This window comes from Kitasatospora sp. NPDC041917 (assembly GCF_055589745.1).
Map to the genome: position 1 here is coordinate 143,763 of NZ_JBVJBI010000006.1, position 25,408 is coordinate 169,170.

Below are 25,408 nucleotides of genomic sequence, written 5' to 3' on the forward strand. Positions count from 1 at the left end.
CTGACTGTGTGACATCCTGGCGTCAGTATGTGGCGTGGGAGTTAAGAGTGCACGACCAGTCGTGTCCGAGTGGTGTCAAGGAGCGCGCAGACGGCGGTCGTTGCGAGAAGTGCGCCGGTCGCGCTCCGGAGGAGGGTCGCCTCGTAGTGCGGGCCGGGAGCGAGTGCCGCGACGGCGTATCCGACCAGCGCGCCCACGAGCGCGGGCGGCAGGAGGAGCAGCGCGTCCCGGCGGACCGCCGCCCCGATCACCAGGAGCCCGGCCAGGGCGGAGAGTTCGGGCGTGCCGAAGGACTGCGCGTAGCGGATCGACAGGGCGGGGACGAGGAACAGCGCCAGTGCCCGGCCGACCGTCCCGGAGAGTGCGGCGGTGTACGGGCCGGGCCGCCCGCGCGGGATCCGGCGCGGAAGGGTGCGGGTGGCGACGAGCACCGCCAACGCGGCCGCGGCGGACGGGAGATGGTCCCCGAGCCGGGCGAGGTTGTAGAGCAGCGCGGTGTCGTACAGCACCAGCATCAGCTGGCCGTACGCCCACAGGTCGAGCGCGAAGCGGAACGGGCCGCGGGCGGGCTCGGCGTCCGCTTCGGGTTCGCGTCGGGCCAGCCGGGCGATCAGCGGCGGCGTGAGGCAGGCCGCGAGCACCCGCAGGACGAGGTCGTCCACGGTGTACGGGTTCCGCAGGTCCCACTCCACCGCGCAGAACGCCACCGTGTACGAGACGGCGGCGAGCGGGATCAACGGCGAGCGGGCCAACCGGACGTACAGCGCGCGGTCCAGCCGTCGGACGACGGCGACGAACGCCAGCAGCACCAGCGGCAGTTCGAGGAACGCCTGCACCCGGAGCACCGACGGCGCGAGGAGCTCCGGGGCCGGGAAGCGGGCGGCGAGGAAATCCAGGCGGGGCACGTCGAACCAGCCGGGCGGCAGGTGGCGGGCGATGAAGGAGACGTCCCCGTGGTGCACCCGGTTCACGTAGACCGCGACGAGTACCTGGTTGAGGTGGATCAGTGCGACGACGGCCGCCAGCAGCGGCTCCGGCCCGTACGTTCCTTCTCGCCGCGGGGGCCGGGCCTTCCGCCGCAACACCCCCGGCGCCAGGAACAGGGCGGCGGCGGCCGAGGCCACCACCGTCCCGTCCAGCAGCGGAGCGATCGCGCTCATGCGGCCAACCGCGCCCGCGCCTCCATCAGGGCGAAGCCGAGCAGGTTCAACCCGCGCCACTCGGCAGGCTGTTGGGCCCGGATGTCGTCGGCGGCGAGCCCGATGCCCCAGATCCGGTCCAGCGGGCTGGCCTCGACCAGCACCCGGTCGCCCGTGCCCAGGAGGTAGTCGCGCAGTGCCTCGTCCTGTCCGAACTTCGCGACGTTGCCCGCCACCACCAGCTCGAACCGGCCGGCCGTCCAGACCTTCTCGTCGAAGTCCTTGACCAGCCGCCCTAGCTTCTTCGCCTCGGCGGGGGTCCGGGCCGAGAGCACCCGCCGCGCGATCTCCTCGTCACCGAACATCCGGGCCTTGCCGGCCATCATCCAGTGCTCGGCGGAGGTGTAGGTGAGCCCGTCGACGGTGAACTCGCCGGGCCACCACTGGCTCAGGCACTCCTGTCGGGTGCCACCGCCCTTGCGCTCGGTGTGCCCCCAGAACATCACCCACTTCGGCCGCAGCCCGTCGGCCATCAGCGCGGTCAGCTCCTCGCGGCTGCGGACGGCGGCCAGGTCCCCCACGTGCATCTCGCTCATATCGTCAGTCTGACACAAAGGGGTGGTGGCCGCGAACCGTTTGACTGCGGCGCTCCTCGCGGGATCCCCGCCGTCAGCCCCTGGCCGCCAGCTCCAGGAAGCGCAGCCCGACGTCCGTCACCTCCTCCGCCGTCCACGCCTGCGCCGGCTCGCCGAGGCTGACCTCGGCCACGGCGAGGCCGGGGGCGGCGTCCTCCCAGTGGGGGACGAACCAGACGCCCTCCTGCTCGGCCAGGGCCAGATGGGCGGCGTTCAGGGCCTCGGCCGGGTGCGGGAGCCAGAGTCGGTACTCGTGAGTGGGCGGCACCTCGGGATACAGGCGGGCGCCGGGGAGCGCGGCCAGGGCCGGGGTGAGGGTGGACGCGGCGTGGCGGATCAGGCCGGGGATGCGCGGCAGGGCGGTGTCCAGGCCGTGGAGGGCGGCGATGGCGGCCGGCCACTGCTGGGAGAGCTGGCCGCCGTAGCGGTGGCGCCAGGTGCGGGCGTAGGAGGTGAGGGCGGCATCGCCGGCGAGGGCGGCCCCGCTGATCCCGCCGAGGTCCTTGTAGTAGGAGACGTAGACGCTGTCGGCGAGGGCGGCGATCTCGTCGAGCCGCTTGCCGAAGTGGACCGTGGTGTTCCAGAGCCGGGCGCCGTCGAAGTGCACCCGGGCGCCGGCCTCGCGGGCGGCGGCGACGAGGGCGGTCAGCTCCTCCCAGTCGGGGAGCAGGTAGCCGGGGTCGCGCAGGGGGAGTTCGACCGTCAGGGTGCCGAACGGCTCGCCCAGCGCGCCGAGTTCGCCGGGCGTCGGCTGGCGCTGCCCGGTGGTGGGCCAGAGGCCGCGCAGGCCGGTGAGCTGGGTGTAGGCGTGCCGCTCGTGCCGCTCGATGTGGCTGAGCGGGTGCAGGGCCACCGCCGTGTTGCCGGTGCGTTCGGCGTGGTGGCGCAGGGCCACCTGCTGGGCCATCGTCCCGGTGGGGAAGAAGACCGCGTCCTCCTTCCCGAGCAGTGCGGCGGTCCGTTCCTCCAGTTGCCGCACGGGACCGTCGCTGCCGTAGAAGTCGTGGGGGACGTCCAGGCCGTCCAGGGCGGAGAGTTGGGCGAGGCGCTCGCGGATGCTGAGGACGCGGTCGCCGGAGAGGAGGCGCTTGCAGGTCGTGCGGGCCGCGCGGCGCCGCTGGACCGCGCTCTGGTCATCGGTCATCCGGTGATTGTCGAACTCGTGACGCGGTCGGACCAACTGCTTTTCCCCAGGGCGGGGCGGGCGCCGGAAAGGCGGTCCGGGCCGGGGCTGTCGGGGCTGCCCGTCCGTGTCGCCCTCGTCAGGCCAACGGCCCTCCAGGTGGAGCCGGATGAGCGCGGCGTGGGAGAGCGGGCTGGTCGGGTCGGCGACGTCGCCGTTGGTGGTGTAGTCCAGGAGCACGACCTCGTCCTTCTCCCGGAGCCGCTCGACCAGATCGGCGGCGCGGTGTTCGAGGACCCAGCGGTAGGCCGGGAGGTAGATGCGGCGGCGGGCCGTCTCGTAGGGCAGGAGCCGGTCGCCGTGCAGGCCGGCCCGGTGGCCCTGGACGGGGCCGTACCGGCGCACCGTCCGCTTGAGGCCCTTCATCGAGGTGACGCGCAGCTTCGCGGGGTCGACGTCGGCGTCCCGGAAGACCTTGAGGGCCTGCCGGACGCCTTCCACGGACTCGCTGGTCACGCCGTCGCTCCAGGGGACCGGGATGCCGCCGTGCGGATGGAACGGGCTCAGCCGGACCCACGGGTCCGGCGCCCTGGAGGTGACGTCGATGATCTCCGCGCCGGGGAAGGCGGCCGTCCTCTCGGCCGGCGGCTGGCTCCTGCTGTTCTTCCAGGGCCCGGGTCGCTCGGGGCTCCGGCGGGAGCGGGCCCGGTGCGGCCGGAGCCCGGCGCGGCCGGGGCTCAGCGCGGACCGTAGTAGGCCGTGATCGGGGCCCGGGCCTCGTCGGGCAGGGCCGGGCCGTCCGTCGGCACCGGCCTCCAGGCGCCCGAGTCGGGGTTGAGCTCGACGAGCTGCTCGGTGGAGAGCGCGTACACGACCCGGCCGAGGCCGGAGCGGAGGATGCCTCCTTCGCACATGCCGCAGGGCTGGCAGCTGGTGTACATCGTGGTGCGCGCGGCGGTGCCGGGGGCCAGTTCGCGGGCGGCCCAGCGGGCGAGCTTCAGTTCGGGGTGGGCCGTGATGTCGTCGTCGCGCCGTACGGTGTTGTGGGCCTCGGCGAGGATCCCGCCGTCCGGGCCGGCGAGCAGGGAGCCGTAGGGGGCGTCGCCCAGGGTGATCGCGTGGGCGGCGATGGCGAGGGCGCGGCGCAGCAGGGCCCGGTCGGCGTCGGTGATCACACGGCCCTCCACCGGGTGGCCACGGTGGTGAGGTCCTGCCAGGCCCGCTGCGGCCGACGGGTTTCCTCCGGATCGCCGTGGTAGGGGTCGAGGACGACGGTCTCCGCGCCGAGATCGCGCAGGTGGCGGAGGTCGTCGAGGATCTGGTCGACGGTGCCGACGCCGGCGGGCCGCTCGGGGTCGTCGACCGGCGTGCCGGTGGGCCGCAGGGCGATGCGGGGCGCGAACCCCGGCATCGGGTGCTCGGCCAGGACCGACCGCATCCGGGCGAGGGGCAGCCGCAGCGGGTGCCAGGCGTCGCCGAACCGGCGTGCCCGCCGGAGCGCGGCCTCGCTGTGGCCGCCGACCCAGACCGGTACCGACCGGCGGTCGGACTCCTCGGCCCGGGCGTCGCGCAGGGTGCTCAGGTACTCGTCGGTCAGTCTGCCGCGCTCGCCGAACGGCACGCCGAGGGCGGCGAACTCCCGGCGGGCCCAGCCGACTCCCACGCCCAGGACGAACCGGCCGCCGCTGAGCCGGTCGAGGGTGTCCGTCATCCGCGCCACCAGCAGCGGGTTCCGGTAGGGCAGGATGAGCACGGTCGTGCCCAGCCGCAGGTTCGGGGCGACTCCGGCGAGCCAGGACAGCGTGGTGAAGGGCTCGTAGAAGGGTTCCGGGTACCGCTCGGCGACGTCCGGGGTCACCGCCACGTGGTCCGACACCATGAGGAGGTCGAAGCCGAGGCCCTCCGCGGTCCGGGCCCACTCGCGCAGCACGCCGGGGTCGGTTCCCGGGCCGAAGTTCGGTACGTTGACGCCAAGTTGCATGCTTCGAGGCTATCCCCGCGATCATGGCGGACGGAACGGGGTTCTCCCGCTGTGACCGGCGGATCGCCGTGGTTCTCCCGGTAGATTCGCGTCATGGCCGTGAATCTTGACGACACCGACTGGGCGATCATCGAGCAGCTGCAACGGGAGGCCCGCATCTCGCTCAGCGAGCTGGGACGGCGGGTGTCGCTGAGCGCGTCGGCGACCACGGAACGGGTGCGGAACTTGGAGTCGCTGGGCGTCATCACCGGCTACCGCGCGACGGTGGACCTGGCGAAGGTCGGCTACCCGGTGCTCGCCGTCGTCCGGCTGAAGTACCCGGGCAACCGGCACGAGCCGCTGCGGCGGCTGCTCGACGAGCGGCGGGAGATCCTGGAGTGCCTGCGCACCACCGGCGACGACTGCTACACCCTGAAGGTGGCGGCGACGTCCATGGAACACCTGGAAACCCTGGTGGACGAGCTGGCCGGCTTCGGCAGCACCACCACGAGCGTCGTCTACAGCCGGACACTGCCCCTGCGGGGACCCGGCCGGCCCTGACGCCGGCGGAGGTGCTCCCTCGATCGGGGGAGGCCGGCCATCCGCCGCGCGGCCAGACTGGCGATCGTGACCGGGAGCGGTTCCCGATCCCCACGATCCCACAGGAGTTGACCCGTGCGTCCTTCGCGTGTCCGCCACATGGCACTCGCCCTCGCCCTCTCGACCGCCGCGGCCGTCGGGGCGCTGACACCGCCCGCGGCGTCGGCCGCGTCCGCCGCTGCCCCGCCGGACGTCGTGCAGCAGGGCCTGAACGCGCTGGTGCGGACGGACGGGGTGCCCGCCGCGCTCGCGACCGTCCGGGACGGGCGGGGCCGGACCCGCGACTACACGGCAGGGGTGGGGGACCTGGCCACCGGCGCGAAGGTCCCCGTCGACGGGCAGGTGCGGATCGGCAGCAACACCAAGACCTTCACCGCCGTCGCCGTGCTCCAGCTGGTGGGGGAGGGGAAGGTCGACCTCGACGCCTTCGTCGACACCTACCTCCCCGGACTGGTCCGCGGCGAGGGAGGGGACGGACGCGGCATCACCGTCCGGCAGCTCCTCCAGCACACCAGCGGCCTGCCCGACTACGAGGGGCTGCTGGACGAAGCCTCCCTCCGGCACCGGTACTTCGAGCCCCGGGAGCTGCTGGACCTCGCCCTCGGGCAGAAGCCCGTCTCCGCGCCCGGGGAGAAGTTCGGCTACAGCAGCACCAACTACGTGCTGGCCGGACTGATCGTCCAGCGGGTGACCGGCCGGCCGCTCGCCGAGGAGATCGACCGGCGGATCGTCCGGCGCATCGGGCTGCGGCACACCTACTTCCCGGCCGCCGGCGACCGGACCATCCGGGAAGCCCACCCCAAGGGGTACCGCAAGGACTCCGCCGACGGGCCGCTGACCGACTTCACCGAGCTGGACCCGTCGGCGGGCTGGGCGGCCGGGCAGATGATCTCCACCAACGCGGACCTCGACCGCTTCTTCACCGAACTGCTGGTCCCGGACCGCCTGCTGCCCGCCGCCCAGCTCGCCCAGATGCGCACCACCGTCCCGGTCGGGGACAGCGGCATGGGCTCCGGGCTGGGCGTCTTCAGCCGGCCGCTCTCCTGCGGCGGGGTCTACTGGGGGCACGGCGGCGACATTCCGGGCTACGAGACCCGGGGCGGCGCCACCGACGACGGGCGCGCCGTGAACATCGCGGTGACCACCATTCCGGCCGACTACGCCGTCACCCGGCACCTGGAGGACGTGGTGGACGCCGCCCTGTGCCGCTGAGCCGGCCGCCGGGCCGCGAGCCGTCAGGAGCGGTAGTGGTTCCCCTCGTCGCCGATCACGCCGGTGCCGTGGTGGACCGAGATGCTGGAGTACGTCGCCCGCATGCGCGTGGCCTGGGCGGTCCGCTGCTGTTCGATCAGCAGGCCCTCGGCGTCGTCGAACTGGTGCCGGCGAGCGCGTTCCCGGAGCACCAGGAAGACCGTGGCACCGACGACCGTGCCGACGAGCACGAGCAGGAACACCAGGACGAGAGCCATGACGTCACCGTTCCCCCGGTTCGAGTGCGTCTGACTTTTATCTCACGGACGTTCGACGGCCGCACTCGAATCGTCCGAATTCGCCGTACGGCCGTGCGGGGCCTCAGGTGCGGGCGGGCTCGGCGTTCGCGCGCTCCGTGACCCGCGCCAGGACGCGGCCCGCGACGGCGAGGTCCTCGGTGGGCATCCCGGCGTACAGCCGCGCGGTGATCCCGGCGGACTCGGCGGTGGTGCGCTCGTACAGTCCGCGGCCGGCCGCCGTGAGGCGCAGCCGGGAGGACTCCGCCGGGTCCTGCTCCGACAGGCCGGCGGCCGTCAGTTCCCCGATCACGCCGTGGACCAGGGACTCGTCGGCCTTCGGCGAACCGGTGACTCGCGGACGAGCGCGTCCCGGGCGACGGAGCCGCCTTCGACCGCGACGACCCGGAGCGTCACGCTCTGGTGGAAGGTGGCTCCGTGGCGGTCCAGCACGTCCTCCAGGAGGGCGCGCGCCGCGTAGTGGGCCAGGGCGATGACCCGGCCGTTGACGGGGTGGGTGCGGCGGGCCCGTCGGCCGCGGAGGGTTCGGCGGGCGTGGCGGTGGCGGTGGCGGTGCTGGTCATGTCGGCTCCTCGTCGTTCTCGGCGTGCAGCGGATCAAGAGGTGCGTCGAGCAGGGCGGTCAGTTCGCGGGTGAACTCCCGTGCGCGGGGGCTGTCCTGACCGCCGAGCGGCTCCAGCAGCTGGTCCAGGAGGCCCTGGACCACCGTGCGCGGGGCGGCTCGGGCATGACTTTCGACAGATCCGCCGCAGCAACGGCTTTCGTAGGGTCGTGGGCATGCGGATGAGTGGGGCGGCGCTGCCCGTGGTGGTGGTGGTGTGTATCGGGCTGGGTGTCACGAGCCTCTGGTGGGCGCTGCCCGCGATCGGGGTCTCCTTCCTGGCCGGGCTGCGGATGGAGCGGGTACGGCCGGCGGCGGTGGTGTTCGGCGTCCTGGTGGCGGCCGGGGTGCTGGTGGTCGGCTCGGTGCCCTCCTGGATCGTTCTGGGCCTGCGGTTCGTCGCGCTCGCCGTGAGCACCGGGATGGGCCCGTGGCTGCTGGGCCGGTTCTGGCGGCAGTCGCAGGAGCTCGTGCGGGCCGGGTGGGAGCGGGCCGAGCGGCTGGAGCGCGAGCGGCAACTCGTCGCGGAGCAGGCCCGGTTGCGCGAACGGGCCCGGATCGCCCAGGACATGCACGACGCCCTCGGGCACGACCTCAGTCTGATCGCCCTGCGCGCCGGGGCCCTCAAGCTCGCCCCCGGCCTGGCCCCGCCCCACCGGGAGGCCGTCCAGGAGATCCGGGCGGGTGCGGCCGCCGCCGTCGACCGGCTCGGCGAGGTGATCGGCATCCTGCGCGACGGCGACGAGGGGGAGGGCGGCACTCCCACGGCCCACGGGCCGGCCGACGCGGACATCCCGCAGCTCGTCGCCGAGGCGGCCGCCGCCGGACTGGACGTCCGCTCGGAGATCAGCGGGGAGCCGGACGGGCTCCCGCGCGCCACCGAGCACGCCGCGTACCGGGTGGTGCAGGAGGCCATGACCAATGCCGCCAAGCACGCACCGCGAGCGTCCGTCACCGTGGAGGTGGCGTACTCGGACGACGGCGTCCGCCTGCGGGTGGCCAACGGCCCCGCGCCCGCGACTGTGCCCGCGCCCGCGACTGTGCCCGCGCCCGCGACTGTGCGCGTACCCGCGACTGTGCCCGTACCCGCGCCCGCCGCCCTCGGTGCGGCGTCGCCGGCACCCGCGTCAACCGCGCGCGGCGCAACGCCCACCGGAGCGTCCACCGGCACCCCCACCGCAGCTTCCGCCGCCGTGCCCGCCGCGCCGCCCACCGGCGGTCGCGGCCTGGTCGGGCTGGCTGAGCGGGTCCGGCTCGCGGGCGGCACCCTTGCCCACGGGGCCCGCGCGGACGGCGGGTTCGAGGTCGTGGCCGACCTGCCGCGCCGTGCCGCCGGGCCCGTCCCGCCGCTGCCCCCCGCTCCGCCGTCGCCGGTCCGCGAACTGCGGCAGGCACGGCGCAGGGTGGGCCGGACGCTGGCCGCCGTGGTGCTCGTCCCGCTGACGACGGCCGTGCTGCTCACCGTGGCGCTGCGAGTATGGACGCTCTACGTGGTCAGCCTGTCGGTGCTGGACCCGGGGGTCTTCGCCTCCCTCCAGGTGGGGCAGGAGCAGGCCTCGGTCGAGCGGCTGCTGCCGGGCCACCGGCTGCCGTACCGCCCGCCGAGCGGGCCGTCGACGCCGGCACCGCCGGCGGGAGAGGGGGTCTCGTGCACGTACTACGCCATCACCGCCCAGCTGTTCGTGGACCGGGCCGGCGACGCCTACCGGCTCTGCTTCCGGGACTCCCGGCTGGTCTCGCGTGATGTGCTCGTCTCCTGACCTCCCGTACGACCTCCTTCCCCGCACCACCTCCGTACCGAGCGACCGACAGGAGCCGCCGATGACCACCGCACCGATCCGGGTGCTGCTCGCCGACGACGAGCCCATGATCCGCGCGGGACTGCGCGCCGTGCTCACCACCGACCCGGGCATCGAGATCGTCGCCGAGACCGGGGACGGCCGGGAGGTCGTCGAACTGGTCCGGCGCCACCGGCCCGACGTCGCCGTGCTGGACATCCGGATGCCCGGGACGGACGGCATCACGGCGGCTGCCGAGATCCGTCGGAACGGCCTGGCCACCGGAGTACTCATGCTGACCACCTTCGGTGAGGACGACTACATCCTGCGCGCGCTCAGCGGCGGTGCGAACGGTTTCCTGATCAAGTCCGGCGAGCCCGAGGAACTGCTCGCCGGGGTGCACGCGGTGGCGGCAGGGGCGGCCTACCTCTCACCCAAGGTGGCCGCCCGGGTGGTCGCCCACCTGGCCGCCACCGGGGCCGGCCGCCCCGCCGACCGGCGTGCCGGCGCCCGGGAACAGGTGGCCGCCCTGACCAGCCGGGAACGGGACGTGCTGACGCTGATCGCCGCCGGGCTGTCCAACGGTCAGATCGCCCGTCGGCTGGGGGTGGTGGAAGGAACCGTGAAGGCCCATGTGAGCTCCATCCTGGCGAGGCTGGGTGTGGCCAACCGGGCGGCCGCCGCCGTCCTCGCCCACGAGGCCGGGCTGACCCTCGGCGCGACCTGCGCGGGCGGCCCGCGGGACTGAGCCCGCCGCGCCCGGTGCCGTGCCCCAGTCCGGTGCCGTGCCCCGGTCCGGTGCCGTGCCCCGGTCCGGTGCCGTGCCCCGGTCCGGTGCCGTGCCCCGGTCCGGTGCCGTGCCCCGGTCCGGTGCCGTGCCCCGGTTCGGTGTCGACGGTGTCGACGGTGCCGACAACAGCCGCCCGAGGACCGGCACCCCGGTCAGGGCCGTCACGGCGGTGGTGGCCGCCGGCCGCAGGGTGAGGACCGCGGCCGCCGTGACCGTGGCGCCGAGCGCGGCACCGGCGAGCACGTCGTGCGGGTAGTGCACCCCGGCCGCCACCCGCAGTGCGGTCGTGGCACCGCCGACGGGTATGACCAGCAGTGCCCAGCGCGGACGCAGCAGCACCAGCCCCGTCGCCAGCGCGACCGCCAGGGTGGCGTGGTTGCTGGGGAACGACCAGTCCCCCGGTGGTGGACACTCGGCGACCGCCGTGCCCGGCAACCCGGCCAGCGCCCGGCAGGGCCGCTCCTCGTCGAGGAGCACCTTCAGCACCTCGCTCGCCCCGTAGGCCAGCACCGTGCCGAGCCCGACCAGCGCCACCCCCGCGACCACCCCGGCGGCCCGCCGGGCCCGGGCCGTCCACCAGCAGAACGCCAGCAGCAGCCCCAGCACCAGCAGCCCGACCTCGGTGGCCGGCCCCGACAGCGAGGCCACCGCATGCGGGGCATCGTTGACGGCCTCCACCGTCCGCCGGTAGCCGTCGGCCGACCACCCGGCCGACACCCGAGCCGGCCCCGCCCCGCCGCCCCGCTCCGGCGCCAGCCATGCCACCGCCCCGGCCCCCGCGCCGAGCATGGCCGCGGCGAGGACGGGCCTGGGCCTGGCCGCGCCCCTTGTCGCGCCGGCCTTCCTCGCATTCCTGTCCGTGTACGTCATGGTCCGGACGGTAGAAGCCGAAGAGCCCTTTCCACCCGACCCGAAAGTCAAGCGGCGCCCCTGACGATGGTCAGGGTTGACAGCACGTCACACGCGCCGGCCACGTAGTCTGCGCCCATGCCGAATCCGTCCCCGCCGGCCGTCCCCACCCGCTTCGGGGGTGCCCCCGACCGCGTCGCGCTCGTCCTCCCCGGTGTCGGGTACACACCCGCCAGACCCCTCCTCCACTTCGCCCGCGCGGTGCTCCTCCGGCACGGTTGGACCGTCCAGGAACTGTGGTGGCAACTTCCCGACGGGTTCAGCGAGTTCGAGCCCAAGGAGCGGATCGCCTGGGTCGAGCGGCAGGCCGCCCGGGCCGTCGACGCCGAGCACGGCGCCTGCCGCCTGGTCGTCGGCAAGTCCCTCGGCTCCTTCGCCGCTTCGGTCGCCGCCGACCGGGACCTCCCGGCGGCCTGGCTGACCCCGGTCCTGACCGTCGACCACGTGGTCCGTGCTCTCCACCGCACCGGGGCGCCGACCCTGCTCGTCGGCGGCGCCGCCGACAGGCTGTGGAGCCGCCCGACCGCCGACGCGACCGGCCACGAGGTCCTCGAACTGCCCGCCGCCGACCACGGCCTCGAACTGCCCGACGACCCCGTGGGTTCGATCGACGCCCTGCGGCAGGTCACCTCCCGGCTGGACCGCTTCGTCGCGGCCCTGGACGCGGGACGGTAGCCCGCCTTCGGAGCGGTCGGTCCCGACACGTCCGGGAGGCCCGACGCGGTCGGTGCTCCCGGACGCCCGCTCATCGGGAGGCGGTTGGCCGACCCGGCATTGAGCCGAGGCGACGGCGTCGAGGCGACCGAACTGCCGGTCGGGGGTCCGGCAGGCGGCCCCGGGCACGGCATCGGAGCGCCGGACGCGGAGCAGCCGGTCGAGCAGGTCGGCCGGCGTGTCCGGCACGTCCCGTGGTGCGCCGACCCGGATCAGTGCGGGTGGTGCCTCGACCTGGCCGGCGCGCCGGTCGCACGGCTCGCGGAGCCGTGCGAGGAGAGGAATGCGCGCGGAGCGGTGGATTCGTTCTCAGGGATCAGGAGCGTGAGGAGCGCGCAGGAGTCGAGGTGGATCAACGGTCCTCCTCCCGCATGGTGAGCAGGGCGTCGGCGAACGGGGACTCCGGCTGTCGTGGGCCCCACGGCACGGCGGGCGTGCGGCGCGGCCACGAGGGTGGCGGCCGGGCGGACGGCCAGCAGCGCGAGGGCGGACCAGGGCAGGGCGGTCGGGCGGACGTGGTCGAGGAGGAGGCCGCCGGCCAGGCCGCCGGTGGCGATGCCGACGTGCCAGCAGGTGACGAGCAGCGACTGGGCGATGCCCCCGGCCGGGCCGGCCCGGGAGCGCCGACGGCCCCGCGGCCGGTGATACCGATCGCGGGGCCGTTTCGCCGTCGCCGTCGCCGTCGCCGGGGCCAGGGTGGCCCCGCAGGCCGGGGTTCAGCCGATGGAGCGGGGGAGACGGGTGGTCAGGTAGAGGATGGTGAAGGAGCCGAGGAACTGGATGCCCAGGCACAGGGCGAGGGCGCGGTCCATGCCGAGGACGGGGGAGAGGGAGAGGTAGAGGGTGCCGAGGGTGGCGACGCCGAGGGCGAGGCTGGACTGCTGCCCGGTGGCGAGGACGCCGCTGCCGACGCCGGCCCGGGCGGCGGGCACCGTGGAGAGGACGACCCGGAACAGCGGGGTGCCGATCAGGCCCTGCCCGATGCCGGCGAGGGCGACGCCCGGGGCCATCCGCAGCGGGGAGAAGTGCGACCAGTCGGCCAGGACGGTCAGGGCGAGGGTGGCGAGGCCGGTGGCCTGGACGACGGCACCGGCGCTGAGCACCCGGCTGCCCCAGCGGCCGATCAGCCGCGGGCCGGCCAGCGAGGCGCAGAAGTAGCCGACGGCCATCGGGACGAGCGCCCAGCCGGCCGCGACCGGGCCGAGCCCGAGGCCCTGTTGGAGGGCGACCGCGATGACGAACATGAAGCCGCCGAAGCCCGCGAAGTAGGGGAGCGCGATGCCGAGGCCGCGTCGCATCTCCGGGATGCGCAGCAGGGACGGCGGCACCAGCGGGGTGTCCCCGCGCCGCTCGGCGCGGCGTTCGACGGTACCGAAAGCGACGGCGAGGACGGGGAACAGGGCCAGCAGCACCCAGGACCAGAGCGGCCAGCCGGCGGCACGGCCCTCCATCAGCGGGATGAGCAGGGAGAGCAGCGTGGCGGTGAGCAGGACGGTGCCGGGGACGTCGACCCGGGCGGCCGTGGCGGCCCTGTTCTCCGGGACGTAGCGGACCGCGAGCACCACGGCGAGCAGCGCGAACGGCACGTTCAGCAGGAACACCGAGCGCCAGCCGGTGCCGAACAGGTCGGCGGCGACCAGCATGCCGCCGAGCACCTGCCCGATCACCACCGAGATCCCACCGACCGCGCCGTAGACGCTGAGCGCGCGGCCGCGCCGGGCGCCCTCGGTGGCGGCGGTGATGGTGCCGAGCACCTGCGGGATCAGCAGTGCGGCCGAGGCGCCCTGGGCGGCCCGGGCGGCGACCAGGGACCACGCGCCGGGGGCGAGGCCGCAGGCCAGTGAGGTGAGGGCGAAGGCGACGGCGCCGACGACGAAGAGCCGGCGGCGGCCGTAGTTGTCGCCGAGGCGTCCGCCGAGGACGAGCAGCACGGCGAAGGCGATGCCGTAGCCGGCGGCGACCAGTTCGAGGACGGCGGGCCCGGCGGCCAGGTCGTGGTCGATGGTGGGCAGGGCGACGTTGACGATGAAGAAGTCGAGCATCGGCAGGAAGGCGCCGAGCAGGACGGTGACCAGCCCGGCGGTGCCGAGGGTGGCGGCGGGGCCGGTGGGAGTGGTGGCGGGGCCGTCCGGTCCTGGGGCGGAGGTACGGGCGGCCGCGGTGCCGGGGGTGGTGGCGGGGGTGGCGGTGCGGCTCGATGCGGGGGCGGCGGCGAGTTGTCGGGTCACGGGTCCTACGATCCGCCGGGTCGTACCCTGGTACCAGAGTGTGGTTATCCGGGTATAAGAAGTACCTGGCAACAGGCTGACTGCTGTCGCATGCTGGGGAGCATGAGCCTCGCCACACCTCCCGCGCAAGCCCGCACCGGTTCGGCCGGTCCGCGCCCGGCCACTCCCGACGAAGCCCGCCGGCACGAGCTGGCCGCGTTCCTGCGCAGCCGCCGCGAGCGCCTGACGCCCGAGCAGGTGGGCCTGCCGATGACCGGGCGCCGCCGGACGCCGGGGCTGCGCCGGGAGGAGGTCGCGCAGCTCGCCGCGGTCGGGGTGACCTGGTACACGTGGTTGGAGCAGGGGCGGGACATCCAGGTGTCCACCCAGGTGCTGGACTCGGTGGCCCGGGCGCTGCTGCTGGACCCGAGCGAGCGGGCCCACCTGTTCACCCTGGCCGGCACGGACGACCCGGTGCCGGTGAGGGAGTGCCCCTCGGTGACCCCGAGCGTGCGGCTGCTGCTGGAGCGGCTGGCGCCGTACCCGGCGGTGGTGCTCAACTCCCGCTACGACGTGCTGGCGCACAACGCCCAGTACACCGCGATCGTCGGTGACCTCGACCGGCTGGCCCCGGAGGACCGGAACCTGATGTGGATGGCGTTCACGCCCTCGCAGTTCCGCGACGTGCTGATCGACTACCGCACCGAGCGCCTCGGCATGGTGGCCCGGTTCCGCTCGGCGATGGCCGACCACAGCTCGGAGCCGGCCTGGAAGGCGCTGGTGGCCCGGGTGCTCAAGGCCTCGCCGGACTTCGCGGAGCTCTGGCAGCGGCACGACGTGATGCGGCCGGGCAACGGGATCAAGCGGTTCCAGGTGCCGGGGGTCGGGCTGTTGCGCTGCGAGTACACCAACTTCTGGCTCAGTCCGCAGCTGGGGACACGGATGATCACGTACACCCCGCTGGACGACGGGACCCGCGCGCTGATGGACGAGCTGCCGACGCCCTAGGCGGTCCGCAGTGCCGCGTCCCGGCCGAGCCACAGGCACACCACGGCGAGCGGCAGTTCGATGCAGGTGGCCATGACCAGCGCGGCGAGCATCGGGAGGCCCGGCCCGGCGCAGGCGATGTCGGCCAGGGCGTCCCCGGCGAGCAGCAGGGCCACCGCCGCGCCGGCCCAGAGCGCGGCGGGGCTGCGCCGGCGCAGCAGCGCGTCCAGCGAGAGCAGGGCGGCGAACTCGGTGAGGTCGAGCACGACCCAGGGGGTCTCGTGGCAGACGGCGAGGACCGCCAGCCAGGGCAGCAGCGCGACCGCGGCCATGACCGGGAGCCGGCCGAGGCGCGCGGGCGGGGCGTACGAGGAGGTGGGGCGGACGGAGAGGACGGCGGTACTCATGCGATGCCCCGCACCCGCTCCAGCGGCAGCCGCTCGGCCGTCCCGCCCGCCGAGTGTTCGACCCGCACCGCGTCGAACGGGCCCTCGGCCCAGGCGATCCAGAACCGGTCGGCCACCACGGCCACCTCGGCCGTCGACCGCGCCCGGCGGAACGGCCGCCGCCCGGTGAACACCACCGCGGGTGCGACGCCGTCGGCCGCCAGCCGGCCCCAGGCCAGCACGTACCGGTTCCGCCCGGTGGACGGGCAGTGCCGGGCCCCGCGCAGCAGGTGCGGGGTGAGCCGGGCGGCGACCAGGACGTCGGTCAACTCCCCGTACTGGTACAGCTCCAGCGCGGCCCGGCCGCGGCCGGACCCGGCGCTGCGGACCGACCAGGGCCCGGCCCCGGCCGGCAGCGCCCCCTCCGGCGCTGCGGAGGCACCTCCGGGACCGGGCCGCCCGTTCGGCGCAGTGGCGGAGTGCGATGCGGTGCTCGTCATGCCCTCAAGCCTTCCGCCGGGACCCCGGTCCTGTCGGTGGTGCTCCACACCGAATCGGGGGTGTATCCAGCTACACCCCCACCCGGCACCCCCCTTCATGGCGGCCCGTGATCATCGGGCCCTACGCTGTTCGGCATGTCCTCCACCACGTTGCGCCGAGCGCTCGTCAGGAGCCTCCGGCGCCCACCGTGGTCGCCCGAGGTCTGGCGGGACGTCCGCTTCACCGCCGCCGGAATACCCATGGCGCTGCCGGTCTGGCTGGCCGTCACCGAGTCGACGCTGCTCTTCCCGGTGCTCGCCGCCGTCCTGCTCTGCGCCCGCCCGCTGACCGCCCTCCAACGCGGCCGGCTGCGCGCCCTGCACGGGGTGGAGGTGCCGCCGCTGCGCCCGCCGACGGGGCGTCAGGCCTGGCTGCTGGGGATGACCTGGCGCCAGGCCCTCCACCACCTGGTGGCCGGTCCGCTGCTGGCGGCGGGCGCGTTGGCGGTGCTGTACGCCTGGGCGGCCGCCGTGGTGCTGGCCACCGTGTACGGCTGGATGTGGCTGCTGCCCGCCGGCACGGCGGTGCGCTCCGGCCTGGCCGGGGAGGACGTCCTGGTCACCCTCGGTGGGTTGCTGCTGCTGGCGGTCCTCCCGCCGGCGGGCACCCAGCTGGCCCGGCTGGAGGTGTGGGTGGCCCGGCGGCTGCTCGGCCCGGACCGGGCGGAGGCGCTGGAGCGGCGGGTCGAGGAGATCGCCGAGAGCCGGGCCGGGCTGGTCGACGCGGTGGACGCCGAGCGCCGCCGCATCGAGCGGGACCTGCACGACGGCGCCCAGCAGCGGCTCACCTCCCTCGCGATGAACCTGGGCCTGGCCCGGCGCACCCTCAAGGACGTGCCGCCCGAGGTGATGCAGGTGATCGTCGACGCGCACGAGGAGGCCCAGGCGGCCATCGACGAGCTGCGCGACCTGGTCCGCGGCCTGCACCCGGCCGTCCTGGAGGACCGCGGCCTGGACGCGGCGCTGTCCGGCATCGCCGCCCGCGCCCCGCTGCCGGTGCGCCTGGACGTGGCACTCTCCGAGCAGGTCGCCCCGACCGTGGAGGCGGTCGCCTACTTCACCGTCTCCGAGGCGCTCACCAACGTGGCCAAGCACGCCAGGGCCCACCGGGTCGACCTCTCGGTGCGGACGGCCGGCGGCCGGCTGCGGCTGGTCATCAGCGACGACGGCGTCGGCGGCGCGGACCCCTCGCGCGGCACCGGGCTCACCGGGCTGCGCAAGCGCGCCGCCTCGGTCGACGGCACGCTGTCCGTTCTCAGCCCCCTCGGGGGCCCCACCACCATCACCGTGGAGTTGCCGTGCGTGCTGTGATCGCCGAGGACTCGGTCCTGCTGAGGGTCGGCCTGGTCAAGGTCCTGGAGGCGGTGGGCTTCGAGGTCGTGGCCGCCGTCGGGGACGCCACCGAACTGCTGGCCGCCGTCGAGGAGCACCGCCCGAAGGTGGTGGTGGCCGACGTCCGGATGCCCCCGGGCTTCAGCGACGAGGGGGTGAAGGCGGCGATGGTGATCCGCCGGCAGTGGCCGGACACCGCCGTCCTGCTGCTCTCCCAGTTCGTGGAGGAGCGCTACGCCGCGGACCTGCTGGCGACCAACACCAGCGGCGTCGGCTACCTGCTCAAGCAGCGGGTGGCCAATGTCGACGACTTCGTGGACGCGCTCCAGCGGGTCGCCGAGGGCGGCACCGCGCTGGACCCGGAGGTGGTCGCCCAGCTGCTGGTGCGCCGCCACCGGGACCCGCTGGAGAAGCTGACCCCGCGCGAGCGCGACGTGCTCGCCCTGATGGCGGAGGGCCGTTCCAACGCCGCGATCGCGGGCTCGCTGGTGGTCAGCGACAGTGCGGTGGCCAAGCACATCAACTCGATCTTCACCAAGCTCGACCTGCCGCCGGTCGCGGACAGCCACCGCCGGGTGATGGCGGTGCTGCGCTTCCTGGAGGTCGGGTAGCGGTGAAGGGGACGAAAGGTTGGCGGGTCACCGGGACGGTCGTGATCGTGCTGGTCATGCTGGGGGCCGGACTGCAGACCTGGTCGATGGCGGTGCAGCAGCGGACCAGCACCAGCCGACCGTACGACGTGGCGATCCACCGGCTCCAGTTGGAGACCGGCAACGCCTCGGTCAGGGTGCGGGCCGGCCGGGAGGGCCACGTGGTGGTCCGGCAGAGCCTGGACTGGCTGGTGCGCAAACCGGTGGTGTCCACCGTCTTCGACGGCGACGTGCTGACGGTCGGGATGCACTGTCGGCTGGTCCTGCCGTTCGTGGACGTCGGCTGCGGCGCCGAGATCGAACTGGAGGTGCCGGCGGCGACCGAGGTGTCCGGCTCGGTGGGCTCCGGCTCCGTCCAGGTGGAGGGGCTGAGCGGGGACGTGCGGATGGAGCTGACCTCCGGCCAGCTGGTGCTGTTCGACACCTCCGGGAACGTGTCCGCGCACGCCACCTCCGGTCAGGTGCGGGGCACCAACCTGAGCACCCGGCGGGTGACGGCGCGGGTCGGCTCGGGTTCGGTGCAGCTGGGCTTCGCGAAGGCCCCGCGCGAGGTGGACGCCACGGCCACCTCCGGCTCGGTGGAGCTGGCCCTGCCGGGGGGCAGCCGGTACGCGGTCTCCAGTGAGATCGGCAGCGGCAATGGCCGGATCGACACGGGGCTGGTGGACTCGTCGAGCCCGAACCGGCTGCACGCCGCGGTCACCTCCGGGTCGATCACCGTCGTCCCGGCGAGCTCGGAGCCGCCGGAGCCCGCGGAACCGGCGGACCCGGCGGAGCCCGCGCAGTCCGCGGCGCCGTCGGTGCCGCCGTCGGCTCCGTAGCGGGAGCGCCTCGGAGCGGGTGGCGGCCGCTCACCCGGGCGGCGGACGGGTGGGGGACAATGGAGAGTCCCGTCCCCATCACCCGAGGTCAGCCGCGCATGACAGCCACGCCCGCACCCACCGCGTCCGACACCGCGTTCGCGCCGCTCGACATCGGCCCGATCCGGGTGTGGCCGCCCGTCGTGCTGGCGCCGATGGCCGGCATCACCAACGCGCCGTTCCGCACCCTGTGCCGTGAGCAGAGCGGCGGCCGGGGCCTGTACGTCTCGGAGATGATCACCACCCGGGCGCTGGTCGAGCGCAACGCCAAGACCATGCAGCTGATCACGTTCGACCCGAGCGAGAAGCCGCGCTCCATCCAGCTGTACGGGGTGGACCCGGTGACCGTCGGCAAGGCCGCCCGGATGATCTCCGACGAGGGCCTGGCCGACCACATCGACCTCAACTTCGGCTGCCCCGTCCCCAAGGTCACCCGCAAGGGCGGCGGCTCGGCGCTGCCGTACAAGCGCAACCTGCTGCGCGAGATCCTGCGCGAGGCCGTCGCCAACGCCGGCGACCTGCCGGTGACCATGAAGATGCGCAAGGGCATCGACGACGACCACCTCACCTACCTGGACGCCGGCCGGATCGGCGCGGAGGAGGGCGTGGCGGCGATCGCCCTGCACGGGCGCACCGCCGCCCAGCACTACGGCGGGACGGCCGACTGGTCGGCGATCGCCCGGCTGCGCGAGTCCGTCCCGGCGCACATCCCGGTGCTGGGCAACGGCGACATCTGGTCGGCCGACGACGCGCTGCGGATGATGCGCGAGACCGGCTGCGACGGCGTGGTGGTGGGCCGCGGCTGCCTGGGCCGGCCGTGGCTGTTCAGGGACCTGGTCGCGATCTTCGAGGGCGACGTGGACTACGCCCGCCCCGACTTCGGCTACGTGGCCGCGGCGATGGTGCGGCACGCGCAACTGCTCGGCGAGTGGCTGGGCGACGAGGCGCGCGGCGTGATCGACTTCCGCAAGCACGTCGCCTGGTACACCAAGGGCTTCTCGGTCGGCTCGGAGCTGCGGGTGAAGCTGGCCGGCTCCTCCTCGTTGGCCGAACTGGCCGAAACCCTCTCCCAGGTGGAGCAGTCCCAGGGCTGGCCGGACGGTGCGGACGGCCCGCGCGGACGGACCAGCGGCAACAACCGGGTGGTCCTGCCGGAGGGCTGGTTGGACGATCCGTATGACTGCGCCCGACCGGGCGTGGACGCCGAATCGGACACCTCTGGCGGATGATCTGTACGGACCGGCAAAAATGGCCCCATGGGGCCGACTGCCACTAGGTCGCAGCCCTCTTGTCCATCCTGGACAAGAGGGCTCCTTTTCGTCGTCCGAATGTCACGGAGAGAGCACATTTCTGGACGGTGTGCGACGATCGGCGGAGTCGCTCTACGTTCGACCCGTGAGATGCGCTGGTGACGCTTGCCACACGCGGTGGGGGCTGACGGCCGGTCAGTGGACGAAATGGACAGGTCGGCTGTGAATCGCTTCCCGAAGTCGGTCGGCCGGTGATCGGGCGATCCGGGTGCAGGAAATCAAGCCGGGGCAACGCCATCGACCCGCGGTCGCTACCGTGCGTCCGGATCGTACGATCTTCGGGTTTGCTTGTGTTCAAGAGTTGAATGCCTGCTCGCGTCAGGCGGACGATTTCACCAACAGAGGTGAACGCCTTTATGTGCTTTCGATCTAGCGGGTTACCGCTGGGTACCAGCCTCGGGTGGCCTATTCAGGGCAGAGAAGTGCCTTCGAAATGGGTATGTTCTCCGGCGTCAGGGCAACCGCGTACGAGGAGACCGACCCGTGCCGTCCCAGCAGAAGTTTGTTTACTCCTTCACCGAAGGAAACAAGGACCTCAAGGACCTTCTCGGCGGCAAGGGCGCGAACCTGGCCGAGATGACCAACCTGGGCCTCCCCGTCCCTCCGGGGTTCACCATCACCACCGAGGCCTGCAAGGTCTTCCTGGAGACCGGCAGCGAGCCGTCCTCCCTGCACGAGGAGATCAGCGCCCACCTGGACGCCCTCGAAGAGCGGATGGGCAAGAAGCTCGGCCAGGCCGACAACCCCCTCCTGGTCTCGGTGCGCTCCGGCGCGAAGTTCTCCATGCCCGGCATGATGGACACCGTCCTCAACATCGGCCTCTCCGACGTCTCGGTGGCCGGCCTCGTCGCCCAGTCCGGCAACGAGCGCTTCGCCTGGGACTCCTACCGCCGCCTGGTCCAGATGTTCGGCAAGACCGTGCTGGGCGTCGACGGCGAGCTGTTCGAGGAGGCCCTGGACGAGGCCAAGCACGCCAAGGGCACCGTCAACGACCTGGACCTGGACGCCGCCGACCTCCGGGGCCTGGTCGAGGTGTTCAAGGGCATCGTCGAGCGCGAGACCGGCCGGGCCTTCCCGCAGGACCCGCGCGAGCAGATGGACCTCGCGATCCACGCCGTCTTCCACTCCTGGAACGGCGACCGCGCCCGGCTGTACCGCCGCCAGGAGCGCATCCCGAACGACCTGGGCACCGCGGTCAACGTCTGCAGCATGGTCTTCGGCAACCTCGGCGAGGACTCCGGCACCGGCGTCGCCTTCACCCGCGACCCCTCCACCGGTACCCAGGGCGTCTACGGCGACTACCTGTCCAACGCCCAGGGCGAGGACGTCGTCGCCGGCATCCGCAACACCCTGCCGCTTTCCGAGCTGGAGAAGCTCGACAAGAAGTCGTACGACGAGCTGATGGCGATCATGCAGAAGCTCGAGAACCACTACCGCGACCTCTGCGACATCGAGTTCACCATCGAGCGCGGCAAGCTCTGGATGCTGCAGACCCGCGTGGGCAAGCGCACCGCCGCTGCCGCCTTCCGGATCGCCGTCCAGCTGGTCGACCAGGGTCTGATCGACCTGGACGAGGCCCTGATGCGGGTCACCGGCGGCCAGCTCTCGCAGCTGATGTTCCCCCGCTTCGCCCCCGACTCCGAGTCGCAGCAGATCGCCAGGGGCCTGGCCGCCTCGCCCGGCGCCGCGATCGGCAAGGTCGTCTTCGACTCGTACACCGCCGTCAAGTGGTCCCGCTCCGGCGAGAAGGTCATCCTGGTCCGCCGCGAGACCAACCCGGACGACCTGGACGGCATGATCGCCGCCGAGGGCATCCTCACCTCGCGCGGCGGCAAGACCTCGCACGCCGCCGTCGTCGCCCGCGGCATGGGCAAGACCTGTGTCTGCGGCGCCGAGGAGCTGGAGGTCGACACCAAGCGCCGCCGGATGACCACCGCCGACGGCCTGGTGCTGGAGGAGGGCGACGTCGTCTCGATCGACGGCGCGACCGGCAAGGTCTACCTCGGCGAGGTACCCGTGCTCCCCTCCGCGGTGGTGGAGTACTTCGAGGGCACCCTGCACGCCGGCGCCGACGTCCAGGGCGGTCTGGTCCAGGCCGTGCACCGGCTGATGTCCCACGCCGACGGCCGCCGCCGCCTCGCGGTGCGCGCCAACGCCGACAACGCCGAGGACGGCTCGCGCGCCCGCCGCTACGGCGCCCAGGGCATCGGCCTGTGCCGCACCGAGCACATGTTCCTCGGTGAGGAGCGCCGCAAGGAGGTCGAGCACCTGATCCTGGCGGACAACGACAAGGACCGCGAGGCCGCGCTCTCCACCCTGCTGCCGCTGCAGAAGGGCGACTTCCTGGAGCTCTTCCAGGCGATGGACGGCCTGCCCGTCACCGTCCGCCTGCTCGACCCGCCGCTGCACGAGTTCCTGCCGGACATCACCGAGCTGTCGGTGCGCGTCGCCCTCGCCGAGGCCCGCAAGGACCCGAACGAGAACGACCTGCGCCTGCTCCAGGCGGTGCACAAGCTGCACGAGCAGAACCCGATGCTCGGCCTGCGCGGTGTGCGCCTCGGCCTGGTCATCCCCGGCCTGTTCGGCATGCAGGTCCGGGCCATCGCCGAGGCCGCCGCCGAGCGCAAGCTGGCCGGGGCGGACCCGCGTCCCGAGGTGATGATCCCGCTGGTCGGCACCGTCCAGGAGCTGGAGCTGGTCCGCGACGAGTGCGAGCGGGTGCTCGCCGAGGTCGCCCGGTCCACCGGAGTCCAGCTGGACATCAAGCTCGGCACCATGATCGAGCTGCCGCGCGCCGCGGTGACCGCCGGGCAGATCGCCGAGGCCGCCGAGTTCTTCTCCTTCGGCACCAACGACCTGACCCAGACGGTCTGGGGCTTCTCCCGGGACGACGTGGAGGCCTCGTTCTTCACCGCCTACCTGGAGAAGGGCATCTTCGGGGTCTCCCCGTTCGAGACCATCGACCGCGACGGCGTCGGCTCGCTGGTCAAGCACGCCGTCGAGGCCGGCCGGGCCACCCGCCCCGACCTCAAGCTCGGCGTCTGCGGCGAGCACGGCGGCGACCCGGACTCGGTCCACTTCTTCCACGAGGTGGGGCTGGACTACGTCTCCTGCTCCCCCTTCCGGATCCCGGTGGCGCGCCTGGAGGCCGGCCGCGCCGCCATCGAGTCGGCGGGCAGCGACTCGCGCTGAGGAGGGTAGGCATCCCCTCCGCACGCGCGGGTACGACTGACCGCTCTCCCTCCCGTCGGGAGGGCGTACACCGGAGCTCGGCGCAGGAGAACCGGCGTACGTGACACGGCCGGGCGGGAACGGACAACGGCGTCCGTTCCCGCCCGGCCGTACGTTTTGTGCGCCCGGGCCGCCGCGCCGGCCGGTGTGGCGGCGGCCACGTGTGCGGTTCCCCCGGAGCGGCCCGGCCGCCTGCCAAGCTGGACCGCATGACCAACCGCAAAAACCCGCTCGTCGTCGTGGCCGTGCTGATCCTGGCGCTCCTGGCCGGGGCCGGGTACCTCCTCGCCAACCGGGGGAGCAGCCACCCCAAGGCCGCCGCGAGCGCCACCGGGAGTGCCGGCGCGGCCGCCGGCACCGGTGCCACGACGTCAGGGTCCGCGGCGCCCAAGCCCTCGGCCCCCAAGCCGACCCCGCCCGCCGGGGGCGCCGGCAGCACCCCGGCCCCGGCCGGGTCCTGGGTCCCGACCGACCCGGCCATGGCCGACGTCTGCCGCACCAAGCTCCCCGGCCAGGCCCAGGACACCCTCGGTCTGATCGCCAAGGGCGGGCCCTACCCGTACAACCGCGACGGCATCGTCTTCGAGAACCGGGAGAGCCGCCTCCCCAAGAAGACCGGCGGCTACTACCACGAGTACACCGTGGTCACCCCGGGCTCCAACGACCGCGGCACCCGCCGGGTGGTGACCGGCGACTCCGGCGAGCAGTACTGGTCCGCCGACCACTACGCCACCTTCCAGGAGATCGACTCCCGCTGCTGAACGGGGCCGGCCGGGCCGCCCGCACCGCGTCGGCGGCCCGCCTCACCGCGCGGGCCCGCCTCACCGCGCCCGCCGCCAGGTGATCCGGGGGTGCGGTGCGTGCGGGCCGGTGGTGACCAGGGCCGTCAGCTCGTGGAGCACCGGGGCCGGGTCGCGGCGGAGCTGGGCCGGGGTGGTGCGCACCACCGGGAGGCCGGCGGCGGTGAGGCGGTTGGCGCGGGCCAGCCCCCGTTCGTGCTCGGCCGGGCGCAGGTGCCAGGCGCGGGAGTCGATCTCCAGGGCCACGCAGGCGTGCGGCCAGTAGGCGTCCGGGACGGCGAGGAAGCGGCCGTCCAGGAAGAGCACCGGGTTCCACAGCGGGTCCGGCAGCCCGGCGTGCGCCAGCAGTTCGCGGGCCTCGCCCTCCACCACCGACCGCACCCCGACCGTCAGCTCCTCCACCACCCCGGCCACCTGGGGCAGCCCGAGCGCACCCGGGCGGGACAGCAACTGGTCGAGCAGTTCGCCGAGTTCGCAGTGCCGCCGCTGGACGGCCTCCGCGCACAGCGCCCGGAACCGGCGCTGCCCGGTCTCCCTCGGCGCGAGGTCCGCCAGGGCCCGGGCGACCGTGGTGCTCCACAGTCCGTCGGCGCGCTCGAAGCCGCCCGGCATCGCCCCGGAGGCTCGGTGGATCCGGACGAACTCCCGGTCCCCGACCCGTCGTTGGCCGGGGATCAGGATGTCGACCGCGTTCAGGTCGGACGGGTGGCCGGCGCTCGGCAGTCCGGCCTCGGCCAGGACCGCCAGGCCGGTCAGCAGCACCTCCCCGGTCCGTGGTTCGCGTCCCTTCGGCGTCGCGTACGCCAGGGCGGCCCGCAGCCTCTGATGGAACGTCAGTCTTCCGCTCTGCAGGCAGATCACCCGGGGCAGCACCTGCTGCCACGGCCCGCCCGGCCGCAGCCGGTGGGCGATGGTGCCGGAGGGCACCCCGAGCCGGCGCAGCTGCGCGCGGGTGGCGATGTGCTGCTGGTCGGCGCCGAGCAGGGCGACCGGATCGAGGGGATTCGCGCGGGTCATGCCCCGGTGCCTGCCCGCCGGAATCGGAGGTATGCGAAACATCCCCCGTCGGTGGGGCCGGCGGTCACGGGTGTTGACGCGACGGCGGCCGAGCCGCTCAGCTGGATGCCATATGACCATTCCATTCACGCACGCCGGCCCCGCGCTGGACGCGCTCCTCGGCCTCCGCACGGGCGACGCCCTCGGAGCCCAGTTCTTCGTCCCGGAGACCGCCCGGACCCACCTCGCCGCCCGCACCGAACCGCCCGGCCCCTGGCCCTGGACCGACGACACCGAGATGGCCTGCTCGGTCCACGCCGCGCACACCGAGCGCGGCGCGATCGACACCTTTA

Annotated in this window: 24 protein-coding genes and 3 pseudogenes; 14 read left to right on the forward strand and 13 right to left on the reverse strand. The window is 73.8% G+C overall.

From position 1 onward, the window contains the following. Positions 1–41: 41 nt before the first annotated feature. The 5 genes from ACZ6EM_RS09475 to ACZ6EM_RS09495 all read right to left on the reverse strand — a co-directional run bounded on the left by ACZ6EM_RS09475 (position 42) and on the right by ACZ6EM_RS09495 (position 4,878). A complete protein-coding gene (locus ACZ6EM_RS09475) occupies positions 42–1,160 on the reverse strand; it encodes a hypothetical protein (RefSeq protein WP_401049684.1) in 1,119 nt (372 codons plus the stop codon). After that, a complete protein-coding gene (locus ACZ6EM_RS09480; protein WP_401049683.1) occupies positions 1,157–1,735 on the reverse strand; it encodes an NADAR family protein in 579 nt (192 codons plus the stop codon). Before ACZ6EM_RS09480 ends, ACZ6EM_RS09475 begins: the two co-directional genes overlap by 4 nt. Positions 1,736–1,808: 73 nt before the next feature. Further along, positions 1,809–3,716: a threonine aldolase family protein gene (locus ACZ6EM_RS09485; RefSeq protein ID WP_465772233.1), complete on the reverse strand. Its 1,908-nt coding sequence runs from the start codon at positions 3,714–3,716 to the stop codon at positions 1,809–1,811. After that, complete coding sequence (locus ACZ6EM_RS09490; RefSeq protein ID WP_401049678.1) at positions 3,635–4,072, reverse strand: nucleoside deaminase; 438 nt, start codon at positions 4,070–4,072, stop codon at positions 3,635–3,637. Before ACZ6EM_RS09490 ends, ACZ6EM_RS09485 begins: the two co-directional genes overlap by 82 nt. Beyond that, positions 4,069–4,878, reverse strand: a complete 810-nt coding sequence (locus ACZ6EM_RS09495) for an LLM class flavin-dependent oxidoreductase (protein WP_401049676.1) — start codon at positions 4,876–4,878, stop codon at positions 4,069–4,071. Before ACZ6EM_RS09495 ends, ACZ6EM_RS09490 begins: the two co-directional genes overlap by 4 nt. A 93-nt stretch (positions 4,879–4,971) precedes the next feature. Here ACZ6EM_RS09495 and ACZ6EM_RS09500 point away from each other — a divergent pair, with 93 nt between their 5' ends. Beyond that, a complete protein-coding gene (locus tag ACZ6EM_RS09500; RefSeq protein WP_359902968.1) occupies positions 4,972–5,418 on the forward strand; it encodes an Lrp/AsnC family transcriptional regulator in 447 nt (148 codons plus the stop codon). A gap of 138 nt (positions 5,419–5,556) precedes the next feature. Next, the gene (locus ACZ6EM_RS09505) at positions 5,557–6,669 is read left to right on the forward strand and encodes a serine hydrolase domain-containing protein (RefSeq protein WP_452178218.1); all 1,113 of its coding nucleotides are present in this window, start codon (positions 5,557–5,559) and stop codon (positions 6,667–6,669) included. Positions 6,670–6,692: 23 nt separating this feature from the next. Here the strand turns inward: ACZ6EM_RS09505 and ACZ6EM_RS09510 are convergent, their stop codons facing one another. The 3 genes and pseudogenes from ACZ6EM_RS09510 to ACZ6EM_RS09520 form a co-directional block, all read right to left on the reverse strand. Continuing rightward, complete coding sequence (locus ACZ6EM_RS09510; protein ID WP_401049228.1) at positions 6,693–6,926, reverse strand: hypothetical protein; 234 nt, start codon at positions 6,924–6,926, stop codon at positions 6,693–6,695. 103 nt (positions 6,927–7,029) lie between these two features. Beyond that, positions 7,030–7,257 carry a hypothetical protein gene (locus ACZ6EM_RS09515; protein WP_465772169.1) on the reverse strand — a complete coding sequence of 76 codons (228 nt, stop codon included), beginning with the start codon at positions 7,255–7,257 and terminating at the stop codon, positions 7,030–7,032. A gap of 267 nt (positions 7,258–7,524) precedes the next feature. Continuing rightward, positions 7,525–7,671 (reverse strand): annotated as a pseudogene (locus tag ACZ6EM_RS09520) (MarR family transcriptional regulator); the annotation flags it as partial. Positions 7,672–7,742: 71 nt separating this feature from the next. On the opposite strand from ACZ6EM_RS09520, the gene ACZ6EM_RS09525 reads away from it, so the two are divergent. Both ACZ6EM_RS09525 and ACZ6EM_RS09530 read left to right on the forward strand, forming a co-directional pair. Further along, positions 7,743–9,326: a sensor histidine kinase gene (locus ACZ6EM_RS09525; protein WP_465772170.1), complete on the forward strand. Its 1,584-nt coding sequence runs from the start codon at positions 7,743–7,745 to the stop codon at positions 9,324–9,326. 61 nt (positions 9,327–9,387) lie between these two features. Next, a complete protein-coding gene (locus tag ACZ6EM_RS09530) occupies positions 9,388–10,092 on the forward strand; it encodes a response regulator (protein WP_465772171.1) in 705 nt (234 codons plus the stop codon). Between the two features lie 294 nt (positions 10,093–10,386). On the opposite strand, the pseudogene ACZ6EM_RS09535 reads toward ACZ6EM_RS09530, so the two are convergent. Beyond that, a pseudogene (locus ACZ6EM_RS09535) lies at positions 10,387–10,680 on the reverse strand (phosphatase PAP2 family protein); the annotation flags it as partial. Between ACZ6EM_RS09535 and ACZ6EM_RS09540 the strand changes: the two are divergent. Together ACZ6EM_RS09540 and ACZ6EM_RS09545 are read left to right on the forward strand one after the other, a co-directional pair. Continuing rightward, positions 10,646–10,825 carry a hypothetical protein gene (locus ACZ6EM_RS09540; RefSeq protein WP_401049232.1) on the forward strand — a complete coding sequence of 60 codons (180 nt, stop codon included), beginning with the start codon at positions 10,646–10,648 and terminating at the stop codon, positions 10,823–10,825. The pseudogene ACZ6EM_RS09535 and the gene ACZ6EM_RS09540 sit on opposite strands and share 35 nt — an antisense overlap. Positions 10,826–11,121: 296 nt before the next feature. After that, positions 11,122–11,718: an alpha/beta hydrolase gene (locus tag ACZ6EM_RS09545; protein WP_465772172.1), complete on the forward strand. Its 597-nt coding sequence runs from the start codon at positions 11,122–11,124 to the stop codon at positions 11,716–11,718. Positions 11,719–12,473: 755 nt separating this feature from the next. Here ACZ6EM_RS09545 and ACZ6EM_RS09550 read toward each other — a convergent pair. Continuing rightward, positions 12,474–13,985, reverse strand: coding sequence for an MFS transporter (locus ACZ6EM_RS09550; protein ID WP_465772173.1), 1,512 nt, complete (start codon positions 13,983–13,985; stop codon positions 12,474–12,476). 102 nt (positions 13,986–14,087) lie between these two features. On the opposite strand from ACZ6EM_RS09550, the gene ACZ6EM_RS09555 reads away from it, so the two are divergent. Further along, a complete protein-coding gene (locus tag ACZ6EM_RS09555) occupies positions 14,088–14,972 on the forward strand; it encodes a helix-turn-helix transcriptional regulator (protein WP_401050898.1) in 885 nt (294 codons plus the stop codon). Here the strand turns inward: ACZ6EM_RS09555 and ACZ6EM_RS09560 are convergent. Beyond that, positions 14,969–15,358, reverse strand: a complete 390-nt coding sequence (locus tag ACZ6EM_RS09560; RefSeq protein ID WP_401050900.1) for a hypothetical protein — start codon at positions 15,356–15,358, stop codon at positions 14,969–14,971. The two genes, ACZ6EM_RS09555 and ACZ6EM_RS09560, sit on opposite strands and share 4 nt — an antisense overlap. Further along, positions 15,355–15,837, reverse strand: coding sequence for a hypothetical protein (locus ACZ6EM_RS09565; RefSeq protein ID WP_401050903.1), 483 nt, complete (start codon positions 15,835–15,837; stop codon positions 15,355–15,357). The genes ACZ6EM_RS09560 and ACZ6EM_RS09565 overlap by 4 nt, the downstream gene beginning before the upstream one ends. A 135-nt stretch (positions 15,838–15,972) precedes the next feature. Here ACZ6EM_RS09565 and ACZ6EM_RS09570 point away from each other — a divergent pair, with 135 nt between their 5' ends. From ACZ6EM_RS09570 to ACZ6EM_RS09595, 6 genes are all read left to right on the forward strand, one after another. Then, a complete protein-coding gene (locus tag ACZ6EM_RS09570; RefSeq protein WP_401049665.1) occupies positions 15,973–17,187 on the forward strand; it encodes a sensor histidine kinase in 1,215 nt (404 codons plus the stop codon). Then, positions 17,175–17,819 (forward strand): response regulator transcription factor, encoded by a 645-nt coding sequence (locus tag ACZ6EM_RS09575; protein WP_359902950.1) that lies wholly within the window; start codon positions 17,175–17,177, stop codon positions 17,817–17,819. The genes ACZ6EM_RS09570 and ACZ6EM_RS09575 overlap by 13 nt, the downstream gene beginning before the upstream one ends. A gap of 2 nt (positions 17,820–17,821) precedes the next feature. Beyond that, complete coding sequence (locus ACZ6EM_RS09580) at positions 17,822–18,679, forward strand: DUF4097 family beta strand repeat-containing protein (protein WP_465772174.1); 858 nt, start codon at positions 17,822–17,824, stop codon at positions 18,677–18,679. Positions 18,680–18,777: 98 nt separating this feature from the next. Next, the gene (gene dusB, locus ACZ6EM_RS09585; RefSeq protein ID WP_465772175.1) at positions 18,778–19,947 is read left to right on the forward strand and encodes a tRNA dihydrouridine synthase DusB; all 1,170 of its coding nucleotides are present in this window, start codon (positions 18,778–18,780) and stop codon (positions 19,945–19,947) included. Positions 19,948–20,511: 564 nt separating this feature from the next. Further along, the gene (ppdK, locus tag ACZ6EM_RS09590; RefSeq protein ID WP_401049659.1) at positions 20,512–23,220 is read left to right on the forward strand and encodes a pyruvate, phosphate dikinase; all 2,709 of its coding nucleotides are present in this window, start codon (positions 20,512–20,514) and stop codon (positions 23,218–23,220) included. Between the two features lie 248 nt (positions 23,221–23,468). After that, on the forward strand, positions 23,469–24,020 hold the full coding sequence (locus tag ACZ6EM_RS09595; RefSeq protein WP_452177192.1) for a ribonuclease: 552 nt from the start codon (positions 23,469–23,471) through the stop codon (positions 24,018–24,020). Positions 24,021–24,080: 60 nt separating this feature from the next. Here ACZ6EM_RS09595 and ACZ6EM_RS09600 read toward each other — a convergent pair whose 3' ends face one another. Beyond that, positions 24,081–25,076, reverse strand: coding sequence for a hypothetical protein (locus tag ACZ6EM_RS09600; protein ID WP_359902935.1), 996 nt, complete (start codon positions 25,074–25,076; stop codon positions 24,081–24,083). A 112-nt stretch (positions 25,077–25,188) separates the two neighbouring features. On the opposite strand from ACZ6EM_RS09600, the pseudogene ACZ6EM_RS09605 reads away from it, so the two are divergent. Next, positions 25,189–25,401, forward strand: a pseudogene (locus ACZ6EM_RS09605) (ADP-ribosylglycohydrolase family protein); the annotation flags it as partial. Between the last annotated feature and the right edge of the window lie 7 nt (positions 25,402–25,408).